Annotated in this window: 19 protein-coding genes; 3 read left to right on the top strand and 16 right to left on the bottom strand. The window is 43.5% G+C overall.

The window, feature by feature from the left end; translation table 11 throughout:
* Nucleotides 1-106: 106 nt before the first annotated feature.
* The 6 genes from KXZ66_RS08055 to KXZ66_RS08030 all read right to left on the bottom strand — a co-directional run bounded on the left by KXZ66_RS08055 (nucleotide 107) and on the right by KXZ66_RS08030 (nucleotide 3,453).
* Complete coding sequence (locus tag KXZ66_RS08055) at nucleotides 107-379, bottom strand: YlbG family protein (protein WP_009967171.1); 273 nt, start codon at nucleotides 377-379, stop codon at nucleotides 107-109.
* A gap of 54 nt (nucleotides 380-433) precedes the next feature.
* On the bottom strand, nucleotides 434-883 hold the full coding sequence (gene ricF, locus KXZ66_RS08050; RefSeq protein ID WP_003221370.1) for a regulatory iron-sulfur-containing complex subunit RicF: 450 nt from the start codon (nucleotides 881-883) through the stop codon (nucleotides 434-436).
* Nucleotides 884-998: 115 nt separating this feature from the next.
* Nucleotides 999-1,238 (bottom strand): YlbE-like family protein, encoded by a 240-nt coding sequence (locus KXZ66_RS08045; protein WP_003232231.1) that lies wholly within the window; start codon nucleotides 1,236-1,238, stop codon nucleotides 999-1,001.
* Nucleotides 1,239-1,253: 15 nt separating this feature from the next.
* Entirely contained in the window at nucleotides 1,254-1,652 is a 399-nt protein-coding gene (locus KXZ66_RS08040; RefSeq protein ID WP_032725642.1) for a YlbD family protein, read from the bottom strand.
* A 230-nt stretch (nucleotides 1,653-1,882) separates the two neighbouring features.
* Nucleotides 1,883-2,923: a CAP domain-containing protein gene (locus KXZ66_RS08035; protein WP_032725641.1), complete on the bottom strand. Its 1,041-nt coding sequence runs from the start codon at nucleotides 2,921-2,923 to the stop codon at nucleotides 1,883-1,885.
* Nucleotides 2,924-3,006: 83 nt separating this feature from the next.
* Nucleotides 3,007-3,453 (bottom strand): CBS domain-containing protein, encoded by a 447-nt coding sequence (locus KXZ66_RS08030; RefSeq protein WP_003221362.1) that lies wholly within the window; start codon nucleotides 3,451-3,453, stop codon nucleotides 3,007-3,009.
* Nucleotides 3,454-3,592: 139 nt separating this feature from the next.
* Here KXZ66_RS08030 and KXZ66_RS08025 point away from each other — a divergent pair, with 139 nt between their 5' ends.
* A complete protein-coding gene (locus KXZ66_RS08025) occupies nucleotides 3,593-3,955 on the top strand; it encodes a YugN family protein (protein WP_003232238.1) in 363 nt (120 codons plus the stop codon).
* 31 nt (nucleotides 3,956-3,986) lie between these two features.
* Here the strand turns inward: KXZ66_RS08025 and ctaG are convergent, their stop codons facing one another.
* The 6 genes from ctaG to cyoE all read right to left on the bottom strand — a co-directional run bounded on the left by ctaG (nucleotide 3,987) and on the right by cyoE (nucleotide 9,993).
* Entirely contained in the window at nucleotides 3,987-4,880 is an 894-nt protein-coding gene (gene ctaG / locus KXZ66_RS08020) for a cytochrome c oxidase assembly factor CtaG (protein ID WP_015715837.1), read from the bottom strand.
* A gap of 26 nt (nucleotides 4,881-4,906) precedes the next feature.
* Nucleotides 4,907-5,239: a cytochrome c oxidase subunit IVB gene (ctaF, locus tag KXZ66_RS08015; protein ID WP_003232242.1), complete on the bottom strand. Its 333-nt coding sequence runs from the start codon at nucleotides 5,237-5,239 to the stop codon at nucleotides 4,907-4,909.
* A 2-nt stretch (nucleotides 5,240-5,241) separates the two neighbouring features.
* Nucleotides 5,242-5,865 (bottom strand): cytochrome c oxidase subunit III, encoded by a 624-nt coding sequence (gene ctaE, locus KXZ66_RS08010; protein ID WP_003232244.1) that lies wholly within the window; start codon nucleotides 5,863-5,865, stop codon nucleotides 5,242-5,244.
* On the bottom strand, nucleotides 5,865-7,733 hold the full coding sequence (gene ctaD, locus KXZ66_RS08005; RefSeq protein WP_032725638.1) for a cytochrome c oxidase subunit I: 1,869 nt from the start codon (nucleotides 7,731-7,733) through the stop codon (nucleotides 5,865-5,867). The genes ctaE and ctaD overlap by 1 nt, the downstream gene beginning before the upstream one ends.
* Nucleotides 7,734-7,765: 32 nt before the next feature.
* Nucleotides 7,766-8,836, bottom strand: coding sequence for a cytochrome c oxidase subunit II (gene coxB / locus KXZ66_RS08000; RefSeq protein WP_014663859.1), 1,071 nt, complete (start codon nucleotides 8,834-8,836; stop codon nucleotides 7,766-7,768).
* 239 nt (nucleotides 8,837-9,075) lie between these two features.
* Nucleotides 9,076-9,993 (bottom strand): heme o synthase, encoded by a 918-nt coding sequence (cyoE, locus tag KXZ66_RS07995; RefSeq protein ID WP_003232250.1) that lies wholly within the window; start codon nucleotides 9,991-9,993, stop codon nucleotides 9,076-9,078.
* Nucleotides 9,994-10,347: 354 nt separating this feature from the next.
* Here cyoE and ctaA point away from each other — a divergent pair, with 354 nt between their 5' ends.
* Nucleotides 10,348-11,268: a heme A synthase CtaA gene (gene ctaA, locus KXZ66_RS07990; RefSeq protein ID WP_021479351.1), complete on the top strand. Its 921-nt coding sequence runs from the start codon at nucleotides 10,348-10,350 to the stop codon at nucleotides 11,266-11,268.
* A gap of 413 nt (nucleotides 11,269-11,681) precedes the next feature.
* Here the strand turns inward: ctaA and pyc are convergent, their stop codons facing one another.
* The 4 genes from pyc to glsA form a co-directional block, all read right to left on the bottom strand.
* Nucleotides 11,682-15,128: a pyruvate carboxylase gene (gene pyc / locus KXZ66_RS07985; RefSeq protein ID WP_032725637.1), complete on the bottom strand. Its 3,447-nt coding sequence runs from the start codon at nucleotides 15,126-15,128 to the stop codon at nucleotides 11,682-11,684.
* Between the two features lie 74 nt (nucleotides 15,129-15,202).
* Nucleotides 15,203-16,414 (bottom strand): cell division protein FtsW, encoded by a 1,212-nt coding sequence (gene ftsW, locus KXZ66_RS07980; protein WP_021479353.1) that lies wholly within the window; start codon nucleotides 16,412-16,414, stop codon nucleotides 15,203-15,205.
* 205 nt (nucleotides 16,415-16,619) lie between these two features.
* Nucleotides 16,620-16,901 (bottom strand): Fpa/YlaN family protein, encoded by a 282-nt coding sequence (locus tag KXZ66_RS07975; protein WP_003245286.1) that lies wholly within the window; start codon nucleotides 16,899-16,901, stop codon nucleotides 16,620-16,622.
* Nucleotides 16,902-16,998: 97 nt separating this feature from the next.
* On the bottom strand, nucleotides 16,999-17,928 hold the full coding sequence (gene glsA, locus KXZ66_RS07970) for a glutaminase A (RefSeq protein ID WP_003232263.1): 930 nt from the start codon (nucleotides 17,926-17,928) through the stop codon (nucleotides 16,999-17,001).
* A gap of 102 nt (nucleotides 17,929-18,030) precedes the next feature.
* Here glsA and KXZ66_RS07965 point away from each other — a divergent pair, with 102 nt between their 5' ends.
* Entirely contained in the window at nucleotides 18,031-18,516 is a 486-nt protein-coding gene (locus tag KXZ66_RS07965) for a hypothetical protein (RefSeq protein WP_003245279.1), read from the top strand.

The raw sequence follows: 18,516 nt of genomic DNA, 5'->3' as shown, positions 1-18,516 counted from the left end.
GTTTCCCCATAAGTTCTTCCTCCGGTTTCTCCTCTCCCTTTGCCTTCTCCTTAACATATTAAGGAATAGAAGGACCCCGCAGATGCCTGCGGGGATTTTTTTATAGCTATATGCCGATTTTATAATCGTATTCTTTTGCCTTATCAAGCTTTGACTCGAATTCCAATTTTAAAAACGGTTTATAAGAAGGCTCCACTTTTTTCACAAATGAGTAAGACGCAATCTTGTCCATTGTTTTTTCAATTTGGTCCATATCACAGTACAGTACGACATATTTTAATCGTTTTGATACATAGTGCACATTCCCGAACTTCCTCAGCATTTTGCTCTGCTTTAGGGAGTGCAGATACACAACCATGCCCTGGCGCCTATTCTCCAATACAATCACCTGCCTGTTTTCTCTTATATGTAAAAGACGAGACGGCCAGTCTCGTCAGGACACTTTACATCCGCAGCTTCCGCCTGAACCGCAACCGCCTCCGCATGAAGACAAACCGTCAAAATAAGGGTTCCCAGTCGGAACTTTCACATGCTCCGAAACAGCTGTCCCAATCTCAACGCTGACCTCATCAAGAATGGACTGGAGCTCATTTTCAGCTCTCTTGAAGTCAGCCACCTTGTCGTTCAGGTCCAGCTCACGTTTGATCTCCCTCATTTTCCGGGATATTTCTCTATAGTCAGGATGATATTTGCCAAAACGCTGTACATCCTCATACTGCTCTTTTATTTTGATAAAAGAACGAATAATCCGACCTGCCTCTTCATCTTCCTGGAGACGCTTGTAACAATTGCGGTAGTTCTCAGCCGTCTCCGACTGCAGAATCATCTCGGCAAGCTGCTGAGCTTCACTTTGAAGCCGCACGGATTCCATCGTCGCATACATAACATGCACCTCCAGTTGTTAGTTTACCATGAAACCAGCCAATTGGAAAATGCTTAACCGCAGCCGCCAACAAAACCTTATGACCGCATGAAAAAAGACCCTTTTTCAGGGTCTTTTAATCTTTTGTCCGCATCGCTTGAAACATTTGCATCATCATTTGCGCCATTTGAATCCCGTTCGTAAACTGATTCACCCGATGCGGAATGGTTTTTTCATAAAAATTCATCATTTCAAGCTGAAAGGAGGACAGATCATCCGGTTTTCTTGAAAGCCTGCGGTACCATATCGGCTGTTCTCTGATGAATCGTTTCCGTTCTTCGTTTGCTAAAATATATTCCTGAACCTCTTTGCGCATATGAGCTCCCCTTTTTTAATCCTTTCGAAAAGAAAAAGGATGCTGTCCAGAACCTGGCTGAGAATGCTTCTGTCCGCTTCCGGAAAATGTATTAAGAAGGCTTTGCAACGATGAGATCGACTGGCTCATTTTATTGATTTGTTCGTTCATTTGATTGACATCCATCTTTTTCACCGCTGTCACCATTTTCGAGACAAAATCATTTTTTTGCGGTGTTTCAGGCACAGCTTCAGCAGCTGCTTCCGGTTCCCGATACGGATCCCAAATCGGGTCGCTCTCCCCGAAGAGGACCCAATTTTCATATACGTCCTGCCAGCTTCTTTGTTCTTTGCGCACTTCTTTTATCAGCTTGGGATGCTTTTTGACGAATTGTTTAAAGTCATTGATTGAATGATTGGCATGTTGATTCGCCACAATCCTCACCCCCTCCGAAAATCGTTACCTACTACAATGTATCGTTTTGTCGGGCATTGTGTTCGCCTATATTCATTCCCAAATGAATTTTTACCGATATCCCTATACACTGGTGAAAAAGCCTGACTGAAGGAATTGGAAACGGCCTTATCTGTAAGCTATCAGCACATTCATTCAGACCAGTTTGTATGGAAATAGAAAAAGCCGGGACCATTCGTCCGCGGCTTTCATTACCATCGCTTAATAAAATTTTGGGTGTAATATTTCCGGTCTACTCCGACACCAAGATGCGTATAATCTGAATTCAGAAGCGCTTTTCGATGGCCTTCGCTATTCAGCCAGCCTTCTACAGCAGCCGGACCGTCCACATAATTGTATGCGATATTTTCCCCCGCTTGCTGAAAGTCAACATGCCCTTCTTCTAAGCGGTCTTTCAGCGAGCCGTATTTTTTAGAGACATGGGAGAAATAATTATTTTCCTTCATATCCTCACTATGTCCAAATGCCACCTCCGCCGTTGGCTGATCCCACTCAAGCTTCGCAAGTCCATGTTTAAAGCGTATAACATTCGTCAAATCAAGGATTTGCTTTTCGCTCGTTGTTTGGATCTTTTTCCATTTCTCATCTGAAACGGCTTTCGGTTTAATTAATTCCCCGCGGTACACTACCTCATAAGGTCTTTGCTTTACAAAGGTTTGCGCATCAAACGCCCTGATGCTGGATAGCTTCCCCTCAAATTTGTCCATATACAGCTGGACATACATCTTTCCTACCTTTACAGTCGGTCTTGTATTGATATCTTCTTCAGAAAATTCAAACCGATAGGAATTTCCTTTATACTCTACATTCACAAATGGTGCCACCTGGGTGGTCTTGAATACTTCGCCAGTTGATTCTCCAATTTTGAAAGGCTTGGCGTTAATATCATTCCCAGCAGCGAATAATGTGACCACTTTATTGTTTAATACCCCGATCTGGATATATTGGTCCTTACCTTGATTGTATACCCACCAATCGTAATCATAAGCTGAAGGGTCAATGCGTTCAGGTTCCCCAAGCTTTTTCGTTACTTCATCGGCGGACTTGCCCATGAAGGACAATAATCCTGAGGTCGGCATATGTATTCGTTTGCCGCTTTGTGCTTCCTCATTTGACACCTGAGGCTCGCTGTCATTTGATTTCTTTTCAGGAACAGATCCATATTGAATAAACAGAACATAAGTTCCGCAAATAATCAAGAGGATAACCATTGCTCTCAATATATTTTTCAATCTATCACCCCCGTGGCGATTCACAATCTCTTGTTTACATCCCATTACAATACAGCCTATTTAACATGTCAAAGATTTATGTGTTAATGAAAAAAGCCTTCTTCTCTATTATCGCCTTCGGAAATATCCGATAAGGCGCTGCCGGCACGTTCATTCGTTTGCTCAGATAAAGAAAGATCACCAAGCGTGACAATTCCAGTCAGTTTTTTATTTTTTGTAACTGGTATTCTTCTGAGCTGATGCGATGCCATCAAATGAAGAACCTCATCGACTGAAGCATCTTCCTCCACACTGACAGGTTTTTCAGTCATCGCGTCAGTGATTTTTTGCGAGTTCGGTTTTTTGATGGCGATTCCTCTTAATACGAGATCGCGGTCGGTTACGATGCCGACCAATGTTTCCCCGTCCTCATCAACTACCGGAATCGCTCCTACATTTGCGTCCTTCATCTTTACTGCAGCTTCATATACATTATCTAATACCGTGCAATATTGCAAGTCGGCTGTCATCAGATCTTTTATTTTTGTCATCCGTTTAACCTCCTTTAGTCTAGTGCTATTGTCGTCAAAATTTAATTTTTGCATACTTTCAAAAGAAGAAGATTCATTGAAAGTTTAACGCTTTCATACTATGATTGTCAGGAAAGGTAATTTTTATAAGGAGGGGTCAGTGTTGAAGTTTACTGAAAGCGGACTTGAAGGGGTTAAGGCTGAGCTCAGCTGGCTAGACGACTTAATGGAAAGCAAAGGTCTTATCAGAGCGGGTCAATGGGATTACGAGAGAGTCACCTATGACAAGAAGTTTTCGACGATTGAGGGTACGTTTTACCTGCGGATACAAGGTATTGCGGCAGAAGGCGATGTCGGAAGCGGGCGCGCCGTGATTCAATTAATGTCCCCTCTCCTAGGAAAGCATTACTACCCTCATGGAGTAGAATATGGAGAAACGGAAGAGTTTCCCGTACAGGTTGTGACAAAAAGCAAGGCACTGATTCAGGACATAGCCAACATGTTAAAAACAGTTCAAATGTAACGAAAAGGTACAGCATATTTCGCTGTACCTTTTATGATATCGTCTGCTGAATATACGGCGGCTCCTCCTGCCCGTCCTTTTCCCTTTCTTTCTTCACCCATTGGAAAAAAATAATGGCCAAAAAAGTACCGTACACAATTTCCTGAATGATTTTCATCATGACTGCTCCGAGCTGCTGATCCTCTAACAAAGGCAGTGTATTCAACATCTCTGGCCCTGTTAATGGGACCTGCCCCATCATATCCGCTGGCACGCAAAGCCTCATTGCCTCAGCCCATAAAGCCGGATCTGTATAGGTGGCGTATAACGGTGCACCGCTGAACATGATCAAGGCGCAAGCAGGTGTGAGCAGCATACCGTCCGCCATAATATAACCCAGCTTCATCAAGCCGCTGAGCTGCCGTAGACGCTCAACCTTATGAACAAGCGGCCACCACATGAAGAACGCAAGCACAAAGATAAGCCAAGTGATTAATGTATGGTAAAACGGATCCGTTTTGACAGTATCAAATATAAGCGGTACATGATATAAAGAAAAAATGCCGTTAAACAAAAGCAAAGCAATTAAAGGCGTCGTAAAAAAGGAAAAAAACGGTTTGATTGAAGGCCTGAAAATGATTTTTTCCCAGAGCCATGCAGGAATTCCCGCGATTAACAGCGGCGGGACAACCAAATACAGGACGGCCATCTGCACCATATGTGCGCTGAACATAATATGTCCGAGCAGATCAACCGGGCTTCCCTCGGCTGCATATAAAAACAGCATCGCCGACAGAAAGCATACCATCTCTTTACCAGTTATTCGATTTGGCTTTGAAGACATTCGCCTGTAAAAATAGAGATAAAGCGCCGTAATGCCTAACAGGATACAAAAAAGATAAGGGCTCCACATCGCGCGAAACCCAAATATCTCCAACTGATTCATTTCTTCACCTCCGGCGGCTGTTCAAATTACCACCATATAATTGTCACAAACGCAAGCACAGTGATAAACGCGACAAACACCCCTGAATACAAAAACAGTGCCGGCGCCTCATGCCCTTTCTGATTCATATGCATGAAATAATACAGCTGAAAAATGACTTGAATTGCAGCTAGCAAAATAATGAAAGGAATCGTAAACCAGCTGCCGACACCGTCCGTGGCCACAGTCAGAAATGCAACAATCGTAAGACCGATCATTAAACCAAAAGACAGGACTTGATATTTCATCTCTCGGGCATGCTTTTTTTTCTTAAATTCAAGGTCGCTATTGATATGCCCTCTGCTTTTTTTATCGACCATGTTTATCCCACCATCCCCATTAAATATACAACGGTAAAGATGAAGACCCACACGACATCAATAAAGTGCCAATAAAGGCTGGCAACGTAAAACTTAGGCGCCGTATACAGATTCAGCCCTCTCTTGGCATTGCGGATCATAAGCGTGCTGATCCACATAAGCCCAAATGCCACGTGGGCGCCGTGTGTACCGACAAGCGTGTAAAACGCAGAACCAAGGGCAGAGCTTGTGATGGTAAAGCCAAATTCATGGGTGTAATGCTTGAACTCATAGATTTCCAGTCCTAAAAAGCCCGCCCCCAATAAAATCGTAATTCCCAGCCAAAGCTGCATCTTGCCGAAGGAAAAGTTCTTCATGTGGTACATCGCGTACACACTCGTTAAACTGCTCGTTAATAGAAGCATTGTGGCAATGAATACAAGTGTCACATCGAACATTTCCGTCGTAGGCGGATCACCGGCATTTGAATTCCGGAGCGCAAGAAACGTGGCGAAGAGAGACGCAAACAGAACAGTCTCTCCGCCAAGAAAAAGCCAAAAGCCTAAAAATTTATTTTTCCCTTCCAGTGTTACTTTTTCAGGAGAAGCTGGAAAGGTTTCTGCGGTGAATTTTTCTTGAACTTGCATTATGCCTTCACCCCTTTATCATCGTTCGGCAGTTCCTCTTTATGAATATGATAGCCGTGATCATCAATTACTGAACGAAGCAGCATCGTAATAAATGTGATGCCGAGCCCGATAAAGATCACCGGCAGGCCCCAAGCGTAATCACTTCTGTACAGCAGCCCGAACGCTGCGACAAAAAGGCCGAAGGAAATGACGAGCGGCAGGATCGAGCCGTTTGGCATATGAATATCATCAACCGGTTCCGCCGGCGTCATTGATTTGTGCCCTGCCTGCTTCTCAATCCAAAACGGATCAAGTCCTCTGACAAAAGGAAGCTGTTTAAAGTTATACTCCGGCGGCGGTGAAGAAACGGTCCATTCCAGCGTACGTCCGTCATGCCATGGATCAGCACCTACATATTCACCTTTTACCGATGTCCATATGACATTGACCAGCAGAAGAATAACAGCTGCCGCCATAAAAAACGCCCCGATTGTACTGATCAAGTTGCCGGTTTCCAGACCCTGTCCTGGCAAAAACGTATAAACCCGGCGCGGCATCCCCATTAAGCCGACAAAATGCTGAATGAAAAACGTGAGGTGAAAGCCGATAAAAAACAATACAAATGAAATTTTCCCCATCGTTTCATGCAGAATTTTACCGAACATTTTCGGCCACCAGAAATGAACACCGGCTAAAAGGCCGAATACAACACCGCCAATAATGACGTAGTGGAAGTGCGCAACCACAAAATACGTATCATGGAACTGATAATCAGCAGCTGCTGCTGCCAGCATGACTCCCGTCACACCGCCGAGCACAAAGGATGGGATAAATGAGACAGCATACAGCATAGCGGTTGTATACTTCACATTTCCTCCCCAAATCGTCAACAGCCAGTTAAAAATCTTAATCCCGGTCGGAATCGCGATAGCCATTGTTGCAACCGCAAAAATCGCATTTGCAATCGGGCCGAGACCAGTCGTGAACATGTGGTGCACCCAAACCATAAAGCCCAGAAAGCCGATGAGCACGATTGCAAAAACCATTGAAGAATAGCCAAACAAACGCTTTCTGGCGAACACAGGGATGACCTCAGAAAAAATACCGAATGCAGGCAAAATTAGGATATAAACCTCCGGGTGGCCGAAGATCCAAAATAAATGTTCCCAAATGACCGTATTTCCGCCAAGCTCCGGATTAAAGAAATTGGTTCCGAACAGCCGATCCAGCATCATGAGAGCCAATCCAACCGTAAGCGGCGGAAATGCGAACAAAATCAATGCCGAGGCCACAAATGTCGTCCATGTAAACAAAGGCAGCCTCATATACGTCATGCCCGGAGCCCTCATGTTGATAATCGTAGCCAAAAAGTTAATCCCGGCTATCAGCGTCCCGAGCCCCGATATTTGGAGTCCGAGGACGAAAAAGTCTATGCCGTGCCCTTTAGAATGAAGCGAAAGTGAGGCATATGACGTCCAGCCCGCATCTGGCGCTCCGCCCAAAAACCAGCTTAGATTTAAGAAAATGCCCCCGAAAAAGAAGAGCCAAAAACCAAGCGCGTTTAAAAATGGAAACGAAACGTCCCGAGCCCCGATCTGCAAAGGCACAACCGCATTCATCAAGGCAAATAAGAGCGGCATCGCAGCCAGAAAGATCATCGTCGTTCCGTGCATAGTCATTACTTCATTGTACGCTTGAGCACTGAGAAACGCATTTTCCGGCTTTGCAAGCTGAATTCTGATAAACATCGCTTCAATTCCCCCGACAAGAAAGAAGAATCCCCCTGCCACTAAATAAAGAATCGCGATTTTTTTATGGTCCACCGTCGTCAAATAATCCCAAAGCATAGATCCGCGCGTCCGCTTTTCTGTAAGCGCATTCAACATATGTGACCTCCCCCAATATCTCCCTTTCTTCCCTACTTGCTTTCCGCTTTTAAGCCTTTTAAGTATTCATAAAGCGCATCTGTTTCGCTGTCTGAGAGCTTTGGATATGTGCCTGTCATTTTGTTCCCCGGCTTTATGCTGTCAGGGTCCTTCAGCCAAGCCTTCACATTTTCTTTGTTGGCCTCTTTCACCCCTGCCACTTTTGTCCTTTCACCGAAGGTCGCCAGGTTGGGTGCCGTTCTAGCGGCTTCTGCACGCTTATCATTCGGCTCTACCGCATGGCAGCTCAGGCAGTTTTTCTCTTTAAACAGTTCTTCACCCTGCTTAGCCAAATCGCTCTCTGCTGTAGATTTATAGTTTTTCATTTCTTTTGTCCAGCCCTGAAATTCCTTTGCAGACATTGTCTTCACCTTAAAATCCATCAGGGCATGTGAAGGGCCGCAAAGCTCTGCACACTTCCCAAAAAACATATCTCCTGCCTCTTTGCTTCGTTTTGAATCAAATGTCAGGAAGAACTTATTTTCATTATCCGTATTCGTATCAAGTTTTCCTCCAACTGAAGGAATCCAGAAGGAATGTTTTACATCAGAGGCTTTTAAATTAAAATATACACGCTGATCTGTCGGTACAATCAGCTCCTGGCTTGTGATAATGCCGTAATCAGGGTACTCAAACTCCCACCAGTATAAATTTGCCCTAACATTGACTACAAGAGCATCCTCAGCTTTGCGGCCTTTCTTATCCATTGGTGATGTGTCCGCTAGCTCCAGCGTATATAATACAACAGGAATCACAAGAATAATGAGCAGCAAAATCGGGATCACGGTCCATGTGATTTCTAAAAATTTATTCCCCTCTACCTGTTTCGGTATCGTGTTCTCACCGACCCGTGATCTTCTGAATCTCACAATCACATAAAAGAAGATAACAGATACTACTGCAACAACAACCACCATAATCAATGTGCTGAGCACTGTCAGGTCATACTGTTTATCAGCCACCTCGCCAGCAGGCTTGAGCGTGGATAAAAAAGGTTTTCCACATCCGCTTAATAGAAGCGGCACTAAGGCTAATAATAAAATAAGACGCCAATGCTTTACCATTTCACCCAACCCCTTTTCTGGTCAATACAAAGGCGGAAAGCGGATCGAAATCTATCGCCATCCAACCTATCACCAATAAAGCACTTACATTTCCTCTTCTCTTAAATTATGAGTTTTTTTACTCAAAATGCCATCTATGTATAAAAGTAAAGCCGCCTGATTAAACAAGAGGTCAAGGCGGCATTTACTAGTTGTCATCGTTTATTTTGAAGCGATAAAACAAGCATCATATCTATTTTTTAGAAAAGCGTCAAGACAACCATGGCAACGAAATAGATTGTCATGTAGTTGAGCGAGTAAACGAACATCTGCGTTGCCCACTTCATGATATTCTTGGAGCGGAATCCCATTAAGCCAAGAATCAGCCAGCCGATATTTAACAGCAAGCCGAGAATGACAATCGGAAGACCCAGGCTACCAAGGAAAAACGGAAGCGGCATCAGGCACGCAACCCACACAATAATTTGTCTTTTTGTCACTTCAAAACCATATACGACAGGAAGCATCGGAATATTTGCAGCTCTGTAATCCTCAGTTTTCTTGATAGCCAATGCTAAGAAGTGAGGAATCTGCCAAATAAATAAAATCATGAATAACACCCATGCTACGACACCGATATTCCCTTCCACTGCCGTCCATCCAATAAGCGGCGGCACTGCACCGGAAACGCTTCCTACTACTGTGTTAATCGTATAGCGGCGTTTCGTCCACATTGTGTACAATACAACATACGTAAAGACTCCGATAAAACCGATAACAGCAGCCATGACAGTTGTCATCAGCAGCATGATCAATCCTAAAGCAACCAGCAAAATTCCAGACCATAACGCCTGACTCGGCTGAATTTTACCCGTAACCGTCGGTCTTACTTTCGTACGCTCCATAAGATGGTCAATGTCCCGGTCATACCAGTTATTGATCGCACAGGAGCCCGCAATAATCAGTGAAGACCCGATTAACGTAAGAAGAACGGTGTTTATATTGCCTAAAAAACTTAAACCGGAAATATGCAGTGCAAGCCACATTCCAGTGAAAGTCGTGATGAGGTTAGAATTGACGATCCCTATTTTAATAAGGGACAGAAAATCTTTCCATGCCGTTGTTTCTTCAATTTGTCCGTCTATAGCTGTATCATTTAAGATTCTGGAGTTAGCCATAACGTAAACCTCCCTTACAAACCTAACGCAGGAGAATAAAATAACCTGCAACTCTATCATACAAGATAACATCTTGTAAAAAAACATCCTATTAAATATTAAACGACAAACAGGAATTTATTTGTGAACTTTTTATGAATTTTACCAAAGATGAAGGCAATCTCCAAATCGGCATTACGTTTACCTTATTTCTATCAGACCCGGCATGAATAATCAAGTGTACATTTTCCAGAAGCCGTCATTCTATTATATTTTTGTGAACAAAAGGCTCTGGGAATTGCCACAAAACACATATTCGCTTACACTTGGAACGTATATAAAATTGCAGCAGTATGTTGAGAAGGTGAATATTGTATGAATAAAGCATTAAAAGCTCTCGGTGTTCTGACGACATTTGTCATGCTAATTGTTTTAATCGGGGGTGCCCTCGTTACAAAAACAGGTTCCGGCCAAGGATGCGGCAGACAGTGGCCGCTGTGTCACGGCCGTTTTTTCCCTGAACTGAATCCGGCTTCAATTATTGAATGGAGCCACCGATTCGCAAGCGGAATCTCTATTGTCCTTGTGCTAAGCCTTGCGTTTTGGTCATGGAGAAAAATCACGCCGATTTTCCGTGAAACAACGTTTCTCGCGATCATGTCAATTATCTTTTTATTTCTTCAGGCATTGCTTGGCGCATTGGCTGTCGTATTCGGTTCGAACGCGCTGATTATGGCGCTTCACTTCGGCATCTCATTAATTTCTTTTGCTTCAGTGCTTATTTTGACATTGCTCATATTTGAAGCTGATAAATCAGTCAGAACACTGGTTAAGCCGCTTCAAATCGGCAAAAAGATGCAATTTCACATGATAGGAATTTTAATATATTCCTATATCGTTGTGTATACAGGCGCATATGTAAGACACACTGAATCAAGTCTGGCATGTCCTGATGTGCCGCTGTGCAGCCCGCTGAACAATGGACTTCCGACCCAATTCCATGAATGGGTGCAAATGGGCCACAGAGCAGCAGCCTTACTGTTATTTGTATGGATTATTGTTGCCGCTGTTCATGCTATTATCTCCTATAAAGATCAAAAACAGATCTTTTGGGGATGGATCTCATGTCTTATTTTCATTACATTACAGGCACTGTCCGGGATTATGATCGTATACTCTGAACTGGCTCTGGGCTTTGCACTTGCCCACTCGTTCTTTATTGCCTGTCTGTTTGGCGTTCTATGCTACTTCTTATTATTGATTGCTCGTTTCCGTTACGAATCCAGGCAATCATAAGGACTCAAGACCAAAGCCTTAGGCGGCTTTGGTCTTTTTTCATGTCTTGTTTTGGCGCTTTATTGTTTCAATGGCCAGCCTTCGCTGAACTTGATGATCAGTGAGCGGCTCACTTCGGCCTGTCCCCTTTCTCATCGTGATTATAGAAATTTCATATGCATCTATAGTCCGCGAACATAAGTATTAAAGCCTTTTGGCCATTGGAAAATCAGATAGTGCTTAAAGAAATATGCATGGACTACTACAAAGCATCTAAAAAATTGGTGGTATATAAGCCTCTTTTTATTTTGGGCTTGTGACAGTACTCTATAATCTCTGAAGTCCCCTTATATCTCTTCTAACCATCTGTTTCACTCCACATTTTCTATATAAAAAACAAGAGTGTATATCAAATGATATACACTCTTTGTTTTTTATGCTTTTTCAATTTCAAGGAGCAGATCTCCCGTTTGGATCGGCTCACCATTTTTCACATGAACCTGCTTGATTGTTCCTGAGAAAGGCGCCTGAACCGTTGTTTCCATTTTCATCGCTTCATTAATCATCAAATGATCACCTTTATTGACTTTTGTGCCTGCTTCAGCCAATACCTTAATAACTGTTCCAGGCATGGAAGCTGCGATGTGGCTTGGATTTGTCCGGTCTGCTTTCAGCCTTTCCTGAACGGAAGACTTAATGCTTTCATCTTTAATGACTACTTCACGCGGCTGCCCGTTGAGTTCGAAATAAACGACGCGGGTGGCATCAGGCTGAGGCTCACCGATTGAAATCAGCTTAACGATCAGCGTTTTGCCGCGCTCAATTTCAACTTCTATCTCTTCACCTAATGTCATACCGTAGAAGAATGTCGGTGTATCTAATACCGAGATGTCTCCATAGCTTTCTGTCGTTTTCACATAATCAGTGAAGACTTTAGGATAAAGGGCATATGCCACAGCATCCTGATCTGAAATTTCCAAGTTATGCTGCTCTTTAAATTCCTGTTTGATCGCTTCAAATGACACCGGCTCAAGCAGTTCGCCCGGTCTGACTGTAATCGGCTCCTGCCCTTTTAAGATCAGCTTTTGCAGTTTTTCTGGGAATCCACCATGAGGCTGGCCGATATTTCCTTTAAAAAGCTCCACGACAGAATCAGGGAAATCTAAAGATTCACCTTTTTCGTAAACGTCTTTTTCAGTCAGATTGTTTTGCACCATGTAGAGTGCCATATCTCCGACTACTTTTGAGGAAGGCGTTACCTTGACGATGTCACCGAACATATCGTTCACGCGTCTGTACATTTCCTTGACTTCGTTCCAGCGGTCGCCAAGGCCTACTCCCTTGGCTTGCTGCTGCAGGTTGCTGTATTGGCCCCCTGGCATTTCGTGTTCATAAATTTCAGTATGCGGAGACTTCATTCCGCTTTCAAATTCACTATAATATTTACGCACCGACTCCCAATATTGGGACAGCAATTCAACGCCTTGGACATTCATTTCCGGACGGCGGTCGTTGCCTTCCATCGCATGATAAAATCCGCTCGCGCTAGGCTGTGACGTTAATCCCGCCATTGAGCTGACCGCCACGTCTATGATATCAACGCCGGCTTCAACAGCTTTCGCATACATATAAATACCGTTTCCGCTCGTATCATGCGTATGAAGGTGAACCGGAATGTCGATCGTTTCTTTCAACGCAGAAACGAGCTCATATGCAGCCTGCGGTTTTAACAGCCCTGCCATATCTTTAATCCCGAGAATATGGGCTCCGGCCGCCTCAAGCTCCTTCGCCATCGATGTATAATATGCAAGGTCGTACTTCGTCCGGTTCTTGTCAAGGATATCTCCCGTATAACAAATCGCAGCTTCTGCCACTTTGCCGGTATCCCTAACAGCATCAATGGCTAACGTCATCCCTTTTACCCAGTTTAAGCTGTCGAAAATACGAAACACATCAATACCGGATTGAGCTGATTGCTTCACAAATTCTTTAATCACATTGTCCGGATAATTCGTATAGCCGACCGCATTTGATGAGCGTAGCAGCATCTGGAATAAGGTATTCGGCACTTCTTTGCGAAGATCTTCCAAACGCTTCCACGGATCTTCTTTCAGGAATCGGTAGGCTACATCGAAGGTCGCGCCTCCCCACATTTCCATACTGAATAGTTCAGGCCATAACGCAGCCGTCGGATTTGCGATTTTTTTCAAATCATGCGATCTGATTCTAGTTGCCAATAACGATTGGTGGGCATCCCTGAATGTCGTATCAGTTAAAAGGACAGATTTCTGCTCCTTAACCCAATTTGCAAGCCCTTCTGCGCCTTTTTCATCGAGAATTTGCTTTGTTCCTTTGGCAGGCTGCTGATCAACGTCTACTTTTACGCTTAACGGTTTGTCAAACGCCGGTTTTTCTTTTTTCCCGATTCCGGGGAAACCGTTTACTGTCACATTGCCGATGTAAGTGAGCATTTTCGTTCCGCGGTCTTTTTGTTTAGGGAAATTAAATAATTCAGGCGTTGTATCAATGAAAGATGTATCATATTGCCCTGTCAGGAACTTCTCATGTTTTGCAACGTTCTCAAGGAATGGAATGTTCGTTTTTATGCCTCTGATTCTAAACTCCTGAAGGTTTCGCACCATTTTGGCAGCTGCCTGTTCAAACGTTAAAGCCCAAGTTGAAAGCTTAACGAGAAGTGAATCATAGTAAGGTGTGATCACGGCGCCCTGGAAGCTGTTTCCGGTATCAAGACGGACACCAAAACCGCCGCCTGAGCGGTAAGCCATGATTTTTCCTGTATCAGGCATGAAATCATTTTGCGGATCCTCAGTCGTAACCCGTGACTGAATGGCATAGCCGATTGTAAAAATGTCCTTTTGCTCAGGAATATTTACTTTTTTGCTGTGAAGGCTGTGCCCTTGGGCAACAAGGATCTGAGTTTGAACAATATCGACACCAGTAATCATTTCTGTTATCGTGTGTTCAACTTGTACGCGAGGGTTTACTTCAATAAAGTAGAACTCGTTGTTTGCAACAAGGAATTCGACCGTCCCCGCATTTATATAGTTTACATTTTTGGCAAGCGCAACTGCCGCCTCACAAATTTGGTCCCTTAATTCAGGTGACAGCGAGACACTCGGCGCCACTTCAATGACTTTTTGATGGCGTCTTTGAACGGAGCAATCCCTCTCAAAAAGATGGACGACATTTCCCTGCTTGTCTCCAATGACCTGAACCTCAATATGTTTCGGATTCTCAATTAATTTTTCTACATAAACTTCATCATTGCCAAAGGCTGCTTTCGCCTCTGATTTAGCACGCTCATATGCTTCTTTAACTTCACTTTCAGATCTGACAATCCGCATACCGCGGCCGCCGCCGCCAAGCGAGGCTTTAATGATGATCGGATAACCGTTAGCTTGTCCAAATTGTTCGACGGCTTCAAGCGTTTCGGCAGGACCGTCGCTTCCCGGAATCACGGGGATTCCCGCTTTTTCTGCCTGCTCACGCGCTTTTACCTTGTCACCAAACATATCGAGATGCTCGGATTTTGGACCAATGAATACGATGCCTTCTTCTTCACATCGTCTCGCAAAATGAATATTTTCAGATAAGAAACCGTATCCCGGATGAATTGCATCGACTTTGTTTCTTTTCGCAATATCAATGATACCTTCAATATCCAGGTAAGCATCAATCGGTTTTTTCCCTTCACCGACCAAGTATGCTTCATCCGCTTTGTACCGATGGTAGGAACCGGAATCTTCTTTTGAATAGACCGCAACTGTTCGAATATTCAACTCGGTACACGCCCGGAATATTCGGATTGCAATTTCTCCCCTGTTTGCTACTAATACTTTTTGTATCGATTGCTGAGACAAACTTTTCTCCCCCTTACCCGAATGGAATATAATCTATCATAGCGGAATATCCTTCCCCTGTACACACTTGTTTTTTACAGATAAACAGTTTTTTTGAGCTGTTTCTTTTTCATTCCCTTCGGCGCCAAGGGCTCTTTCTTTTTCTTATTCTCTGAATATTTCACAAACATGCTGATATTCGCTAATATCCCCATACTCCCCAGCAGCAGCACCAAAGAAGAGCCCCCGTAACTGATAAATGGCAGCGTAACCCCTGTAATCGGAATTAATCCGCTGACACCGCCAAGGTTAATAAACGACTGGATGGCAATCATGCTTGAAATGCCGATCGCCAGAAGACTTCCAAACGGGTCCTCACATTTTCTGGCAATATAAAAACCTTTTATGACGACAAAACCCAATAAGAAAATCACAAACAATACCCCAAAAATGCCGAGCTCTTCAGCAATGACAGCCATAATAAAGTCAGTGTGTGATTCAGGCAGATATCCGTATTTTTGGATACTTTCACCAAGCCCCAGGCCGAAAATGCCGCCTGAGCTGATCGCATAATAAGAATTGATCACTTGCAAACCTGATGAATTTGCATACTTAAATGGGTCTTCAAGACTCTCAAAACGCGCCAAACGGCCTTTAGTTAAAATTTGATCCTGATTTAAATAGAGAATCGGGCTGACTAAAATGAAAACAATTCCGCCGAGCAAAAGCAGCCTCACCAGCGTCTTTCCGCTGAATCCGGAGCACAAGATCATGCACGTCGCAATTAACCCTATAATCATGGCTGTACCGAAATCTGGCTGCATGGCAATTAACCCGCAAATTATAAGCGTCATGACTACCGGAGGGGCTACTCCCGTTAACAGATGGTCGATATAACTTTGTTTTTTTGCATATACGGCTGCAAGGTATAAAATCACGACCAGTTTCACAAACTCCCCAGGCTGAATACTCATTCCGCCGATTTTAAACCAGCTCTGCGCGTTTCCGGCAACATGCCCGAAAACAAACAGTGAGATAAGCGCAAGAACAGATACAAGCAGTATCCCCTTCTGAAACTTTTGATGGGCCAGTGCCTTGTAAGGAAACAACGCCATGAGAATAAATAGAGCGCCACCCGCAATTAAAGCAAACAGCTGCCGCATGAAGAAAAAATTACTGCTTACTCCATACCGGGAGACAGCTGTAATCATGCTTGAGCTGTATACCATCACTAAACCGAATCCGCATAATAAAACGATTGCGAATATCAGTGAGTAATCATAAGATTTTAGCATTTTTTTTAACATAACATCCTCTTCCCTGCTTCTAACTTCCATTATCTATGGTTTTTATGTATTTATCTTTTTTATTTTACTACAATTTATCAAACGAGACGAAGAATCTCTATACGATTCGGAAGGAATGTGTAAAAAAAGACCGTCTTTTATGAGATGAGAGAAAAATAGCGGTTATAAAAAAACCCAAACTGTTAATAAGTTTGAGTTTTATCATTTATTTAGCTGTAAACGCGTCATGTAAAGCAGACAATTCGCGTTCCAATGTGTATAAAAGGTCTTTACCGTCTTTTTCATCAACCAATCCCAGGCGGACAGCAAAATCGATTTCCCTCGAAAGCCCGAACATTTGAGTATCTAAAACCTCTTCATATAGAGGACATTGAGGCATCGTTAAGTTATCCATTTGTACTCGGATCAGCTTCAAAATCTTCTCAGCGTCCACTTTTAAGAGTTCAAAAGCTTTTTGCCGATGGTCAACTATCATCTCTGAAGCCAAAAGTATCCCTCCGTTCCCCAGGCGAGTACCTAATTCTTCTATTTATCATAAAGGGTATCAACAGAAAATGCAAGAGGATTTAAGCATATGACATAAATTAAAAAATACTCAGCCTGTACATCTCAGACATTATTTCCAAAAGCTTTACACCTGCAATGCTGTTCCCTTTTTCGTCTAATGCGGGGCCGAATATGCCGATCCCGAAATCGTAAGGCGAAATGCCCATAATCCCGCCGGATACGCCGCTTTTCGCAGGAATTCCGACCTTAATTGCGAATTCCCCGCTTGCATTGTACATTCCGCACGTCACCATAAACGTTTTGCAAATTCTAGCGACATCTTTTGAGATGACTTGCTCCCCAGTCTCTGGATGTCTGCCGTTCAATGCAAATACAGATCCGATTTTCGCTAAATCCAAGCTGTTCATCTCAATCGCGCATTGCTTCGTGTATAAATCCATTACTGCTTCTACATCATCTTCAAAAATGCCGTACTGCTTCATATAATAACACATCGCCCGATTAATCATTGAAGTGCTGTATTCAGATTCAGCCACTTCCCGGCAGTATGTAATCTCTTGGTTGTTTGTCAGCCTTCTGATAAAAGAAAGCAAATAATCAAGTCTCTCTTTCACCGTTCTTCCTCTTATCAGACTTGTCACTACCAATGCCCCGGCATTAATCATAGGGTTTAACGGCTTGCTCGGATTCACCGTTTCGAGCTTGATAATTGAATTAAACGGATCACCGGTCGGCTCCTGTCCAACATAACTGAAGACCTTATCTTTGCCGTATTCCATTAACACCAAAGCAAGGGAAAGGACTTTCGATATACTTTGAAGCGTAAATGTTTTTTCTACGTCACCTGCTGACAGACAAACATTATTGGAATAATAAATCGCCACTGACAGGTCGTGTTTATCAGCTTTTGCCAAGGCGGGAATATAGCTGGCTACCTCCCCCTTGTCCGTTACTTTTTTCGCCTTTTTCACTAAGGCTTCAAGCTCATCATTATGCCGGCATACCATGCAAACACCCTCGTTCCCTCAGCATTTCAATACACATAATTTGTACACAAAGTGACAATTCATGCGAAAACTTTTATAATTTTGAGAGAAGGGGGTCATATCATGAGCGTTATCCAAGTAAAAGGCAATGTTACATATCCAATTACCATTGATCCAAGCGTATGGATTTTTGATGATCGCAAATTTTCGTTTGACCGCAAAGGGGACAGTCAAGACACATATTTACAATCAGCCGGGGATGAATCAGACCTTGATCCGGAACGCGTCATCAGAGAGGGGCGAATCGCGCCGCCTACATTAAAGACGGAAAAGCAATATGAGAAGCAAAAACTGATGAACGGCAGTTTCGCAATGAGACTTGGGACTGTCCTGAAAAATGCTGAGCCGAACAGCTCTGCGACACAATGTGTATTTGTCACAAGTTCGGGAAAGGCCGCCGTTTCTCTGGAAACTGCTCTGAACAGTATTGTCCATTTCAGTGAGGCAGGCAAGCCGATTCAAGAAGGCGGCCCCGTGCATATTTACTTTGAAGACCCGGTCCATCACAAACAGCCGATTACCGATGTAAAAGAGATCGAAATCATTTAA

This window comes from Bacillus sp. LJBS17 (assembly GCF_019334685.1).
GTDB classification, from domain to species: domain Bacteria; phylum Bacillota; class Bacilli; order Bacillales; family Bacillaceae; genus Bacillus; species Bacillus subtilis.
The sequence above is the reverse complement of the archived record's forward strand: the minus strand, read 5'-3'. Positions and strand labels throughout refer to the sequence as shown.

Coding starts and splice junctions, on each gene's coding strand:
- ctaF (WP_003232242.1), bottom strand. CDS start 5,239: ATGGTCGATAAAAAAAGCAGAGGGCATATCAATAGCGACCTTGAATTT.
- glsA (WP_003232263.1), bottom strand. CDS start 17,928: ATGGTATGCCGGCATAATGATGAGCTTGAAGCCTTAGTGAAAAAGGCG.
- KXZ66_RS07965 (WP_003245279.1), top strand. CDS start 18,031: ATGAGCGTTATCCAAGTAAAAGGCAATGTTACATATCCAATTACCATT.
- ftsW (WP_021479353.1), bottom strand. CDS start 16,414: ATGTTAAAAAAAATGCTAAAATCTTATGATTACTCACTGATATTCGCA.
- ricF (WP_003221370.1), bottom strand. CDS start 883: ATGTATGCGACGATGGAATCCGTGCGGCTTCAAAGTGAAGCTCAGCAG.
- ctaA (WP_021479351.1), top strand. CDS start 10,348: ATGAATAAAGCATTAAAAGCTCTCGGTGTTCTGACGACATTTGTCATG.
- KXZ66_RS08045 (WP_003232231.1), bottom strand. CDS start 1,238: ATGCGCAAAGAGGTTCAGGAATATATTTTAGCAAACGAAGAACGGAAA.
- ctaE (WP_003232244.1), bottom strand. CDS start 5,865: ATGCAAGTTCAAGAAAAATTCACCGCAGAAACCTTTCCAGCTTCTCCT.
- ctaD (WP_032725638.1), bottom strand. CDS start 7,733: ATGTTGAATGCGCTTACAGAAAAGCGGACGCGCGGATCTATGCTTTGG.
- coxB (WP_014663859.1), bottom strand. CDS start 8,836: ATGGTAAAGCATTGGCGTCTTATTTTATTATTAGCCTTAGTGCCGCTT.
- cyoE (WP_003232250.1), bottom strand. CDS start 9,993: ATGGCTAACTCCAGAATCTTAAATGATACAGCTATAGACGGACAAATT.
- KXZ66_RS08030 (WP_003221362.1), bottom strand. CDS start 3,453: ATGACAAAAATAAAAGATCTGATGACAGCCGACTTGCAATATTGCACG.
- ctaG (WP_015715837.1), bottom strand. CDS start 4,880: ATGAATCAGTTGGAGATATTTGGGTTTCGCGCGATGTGGAGCCCTTAT.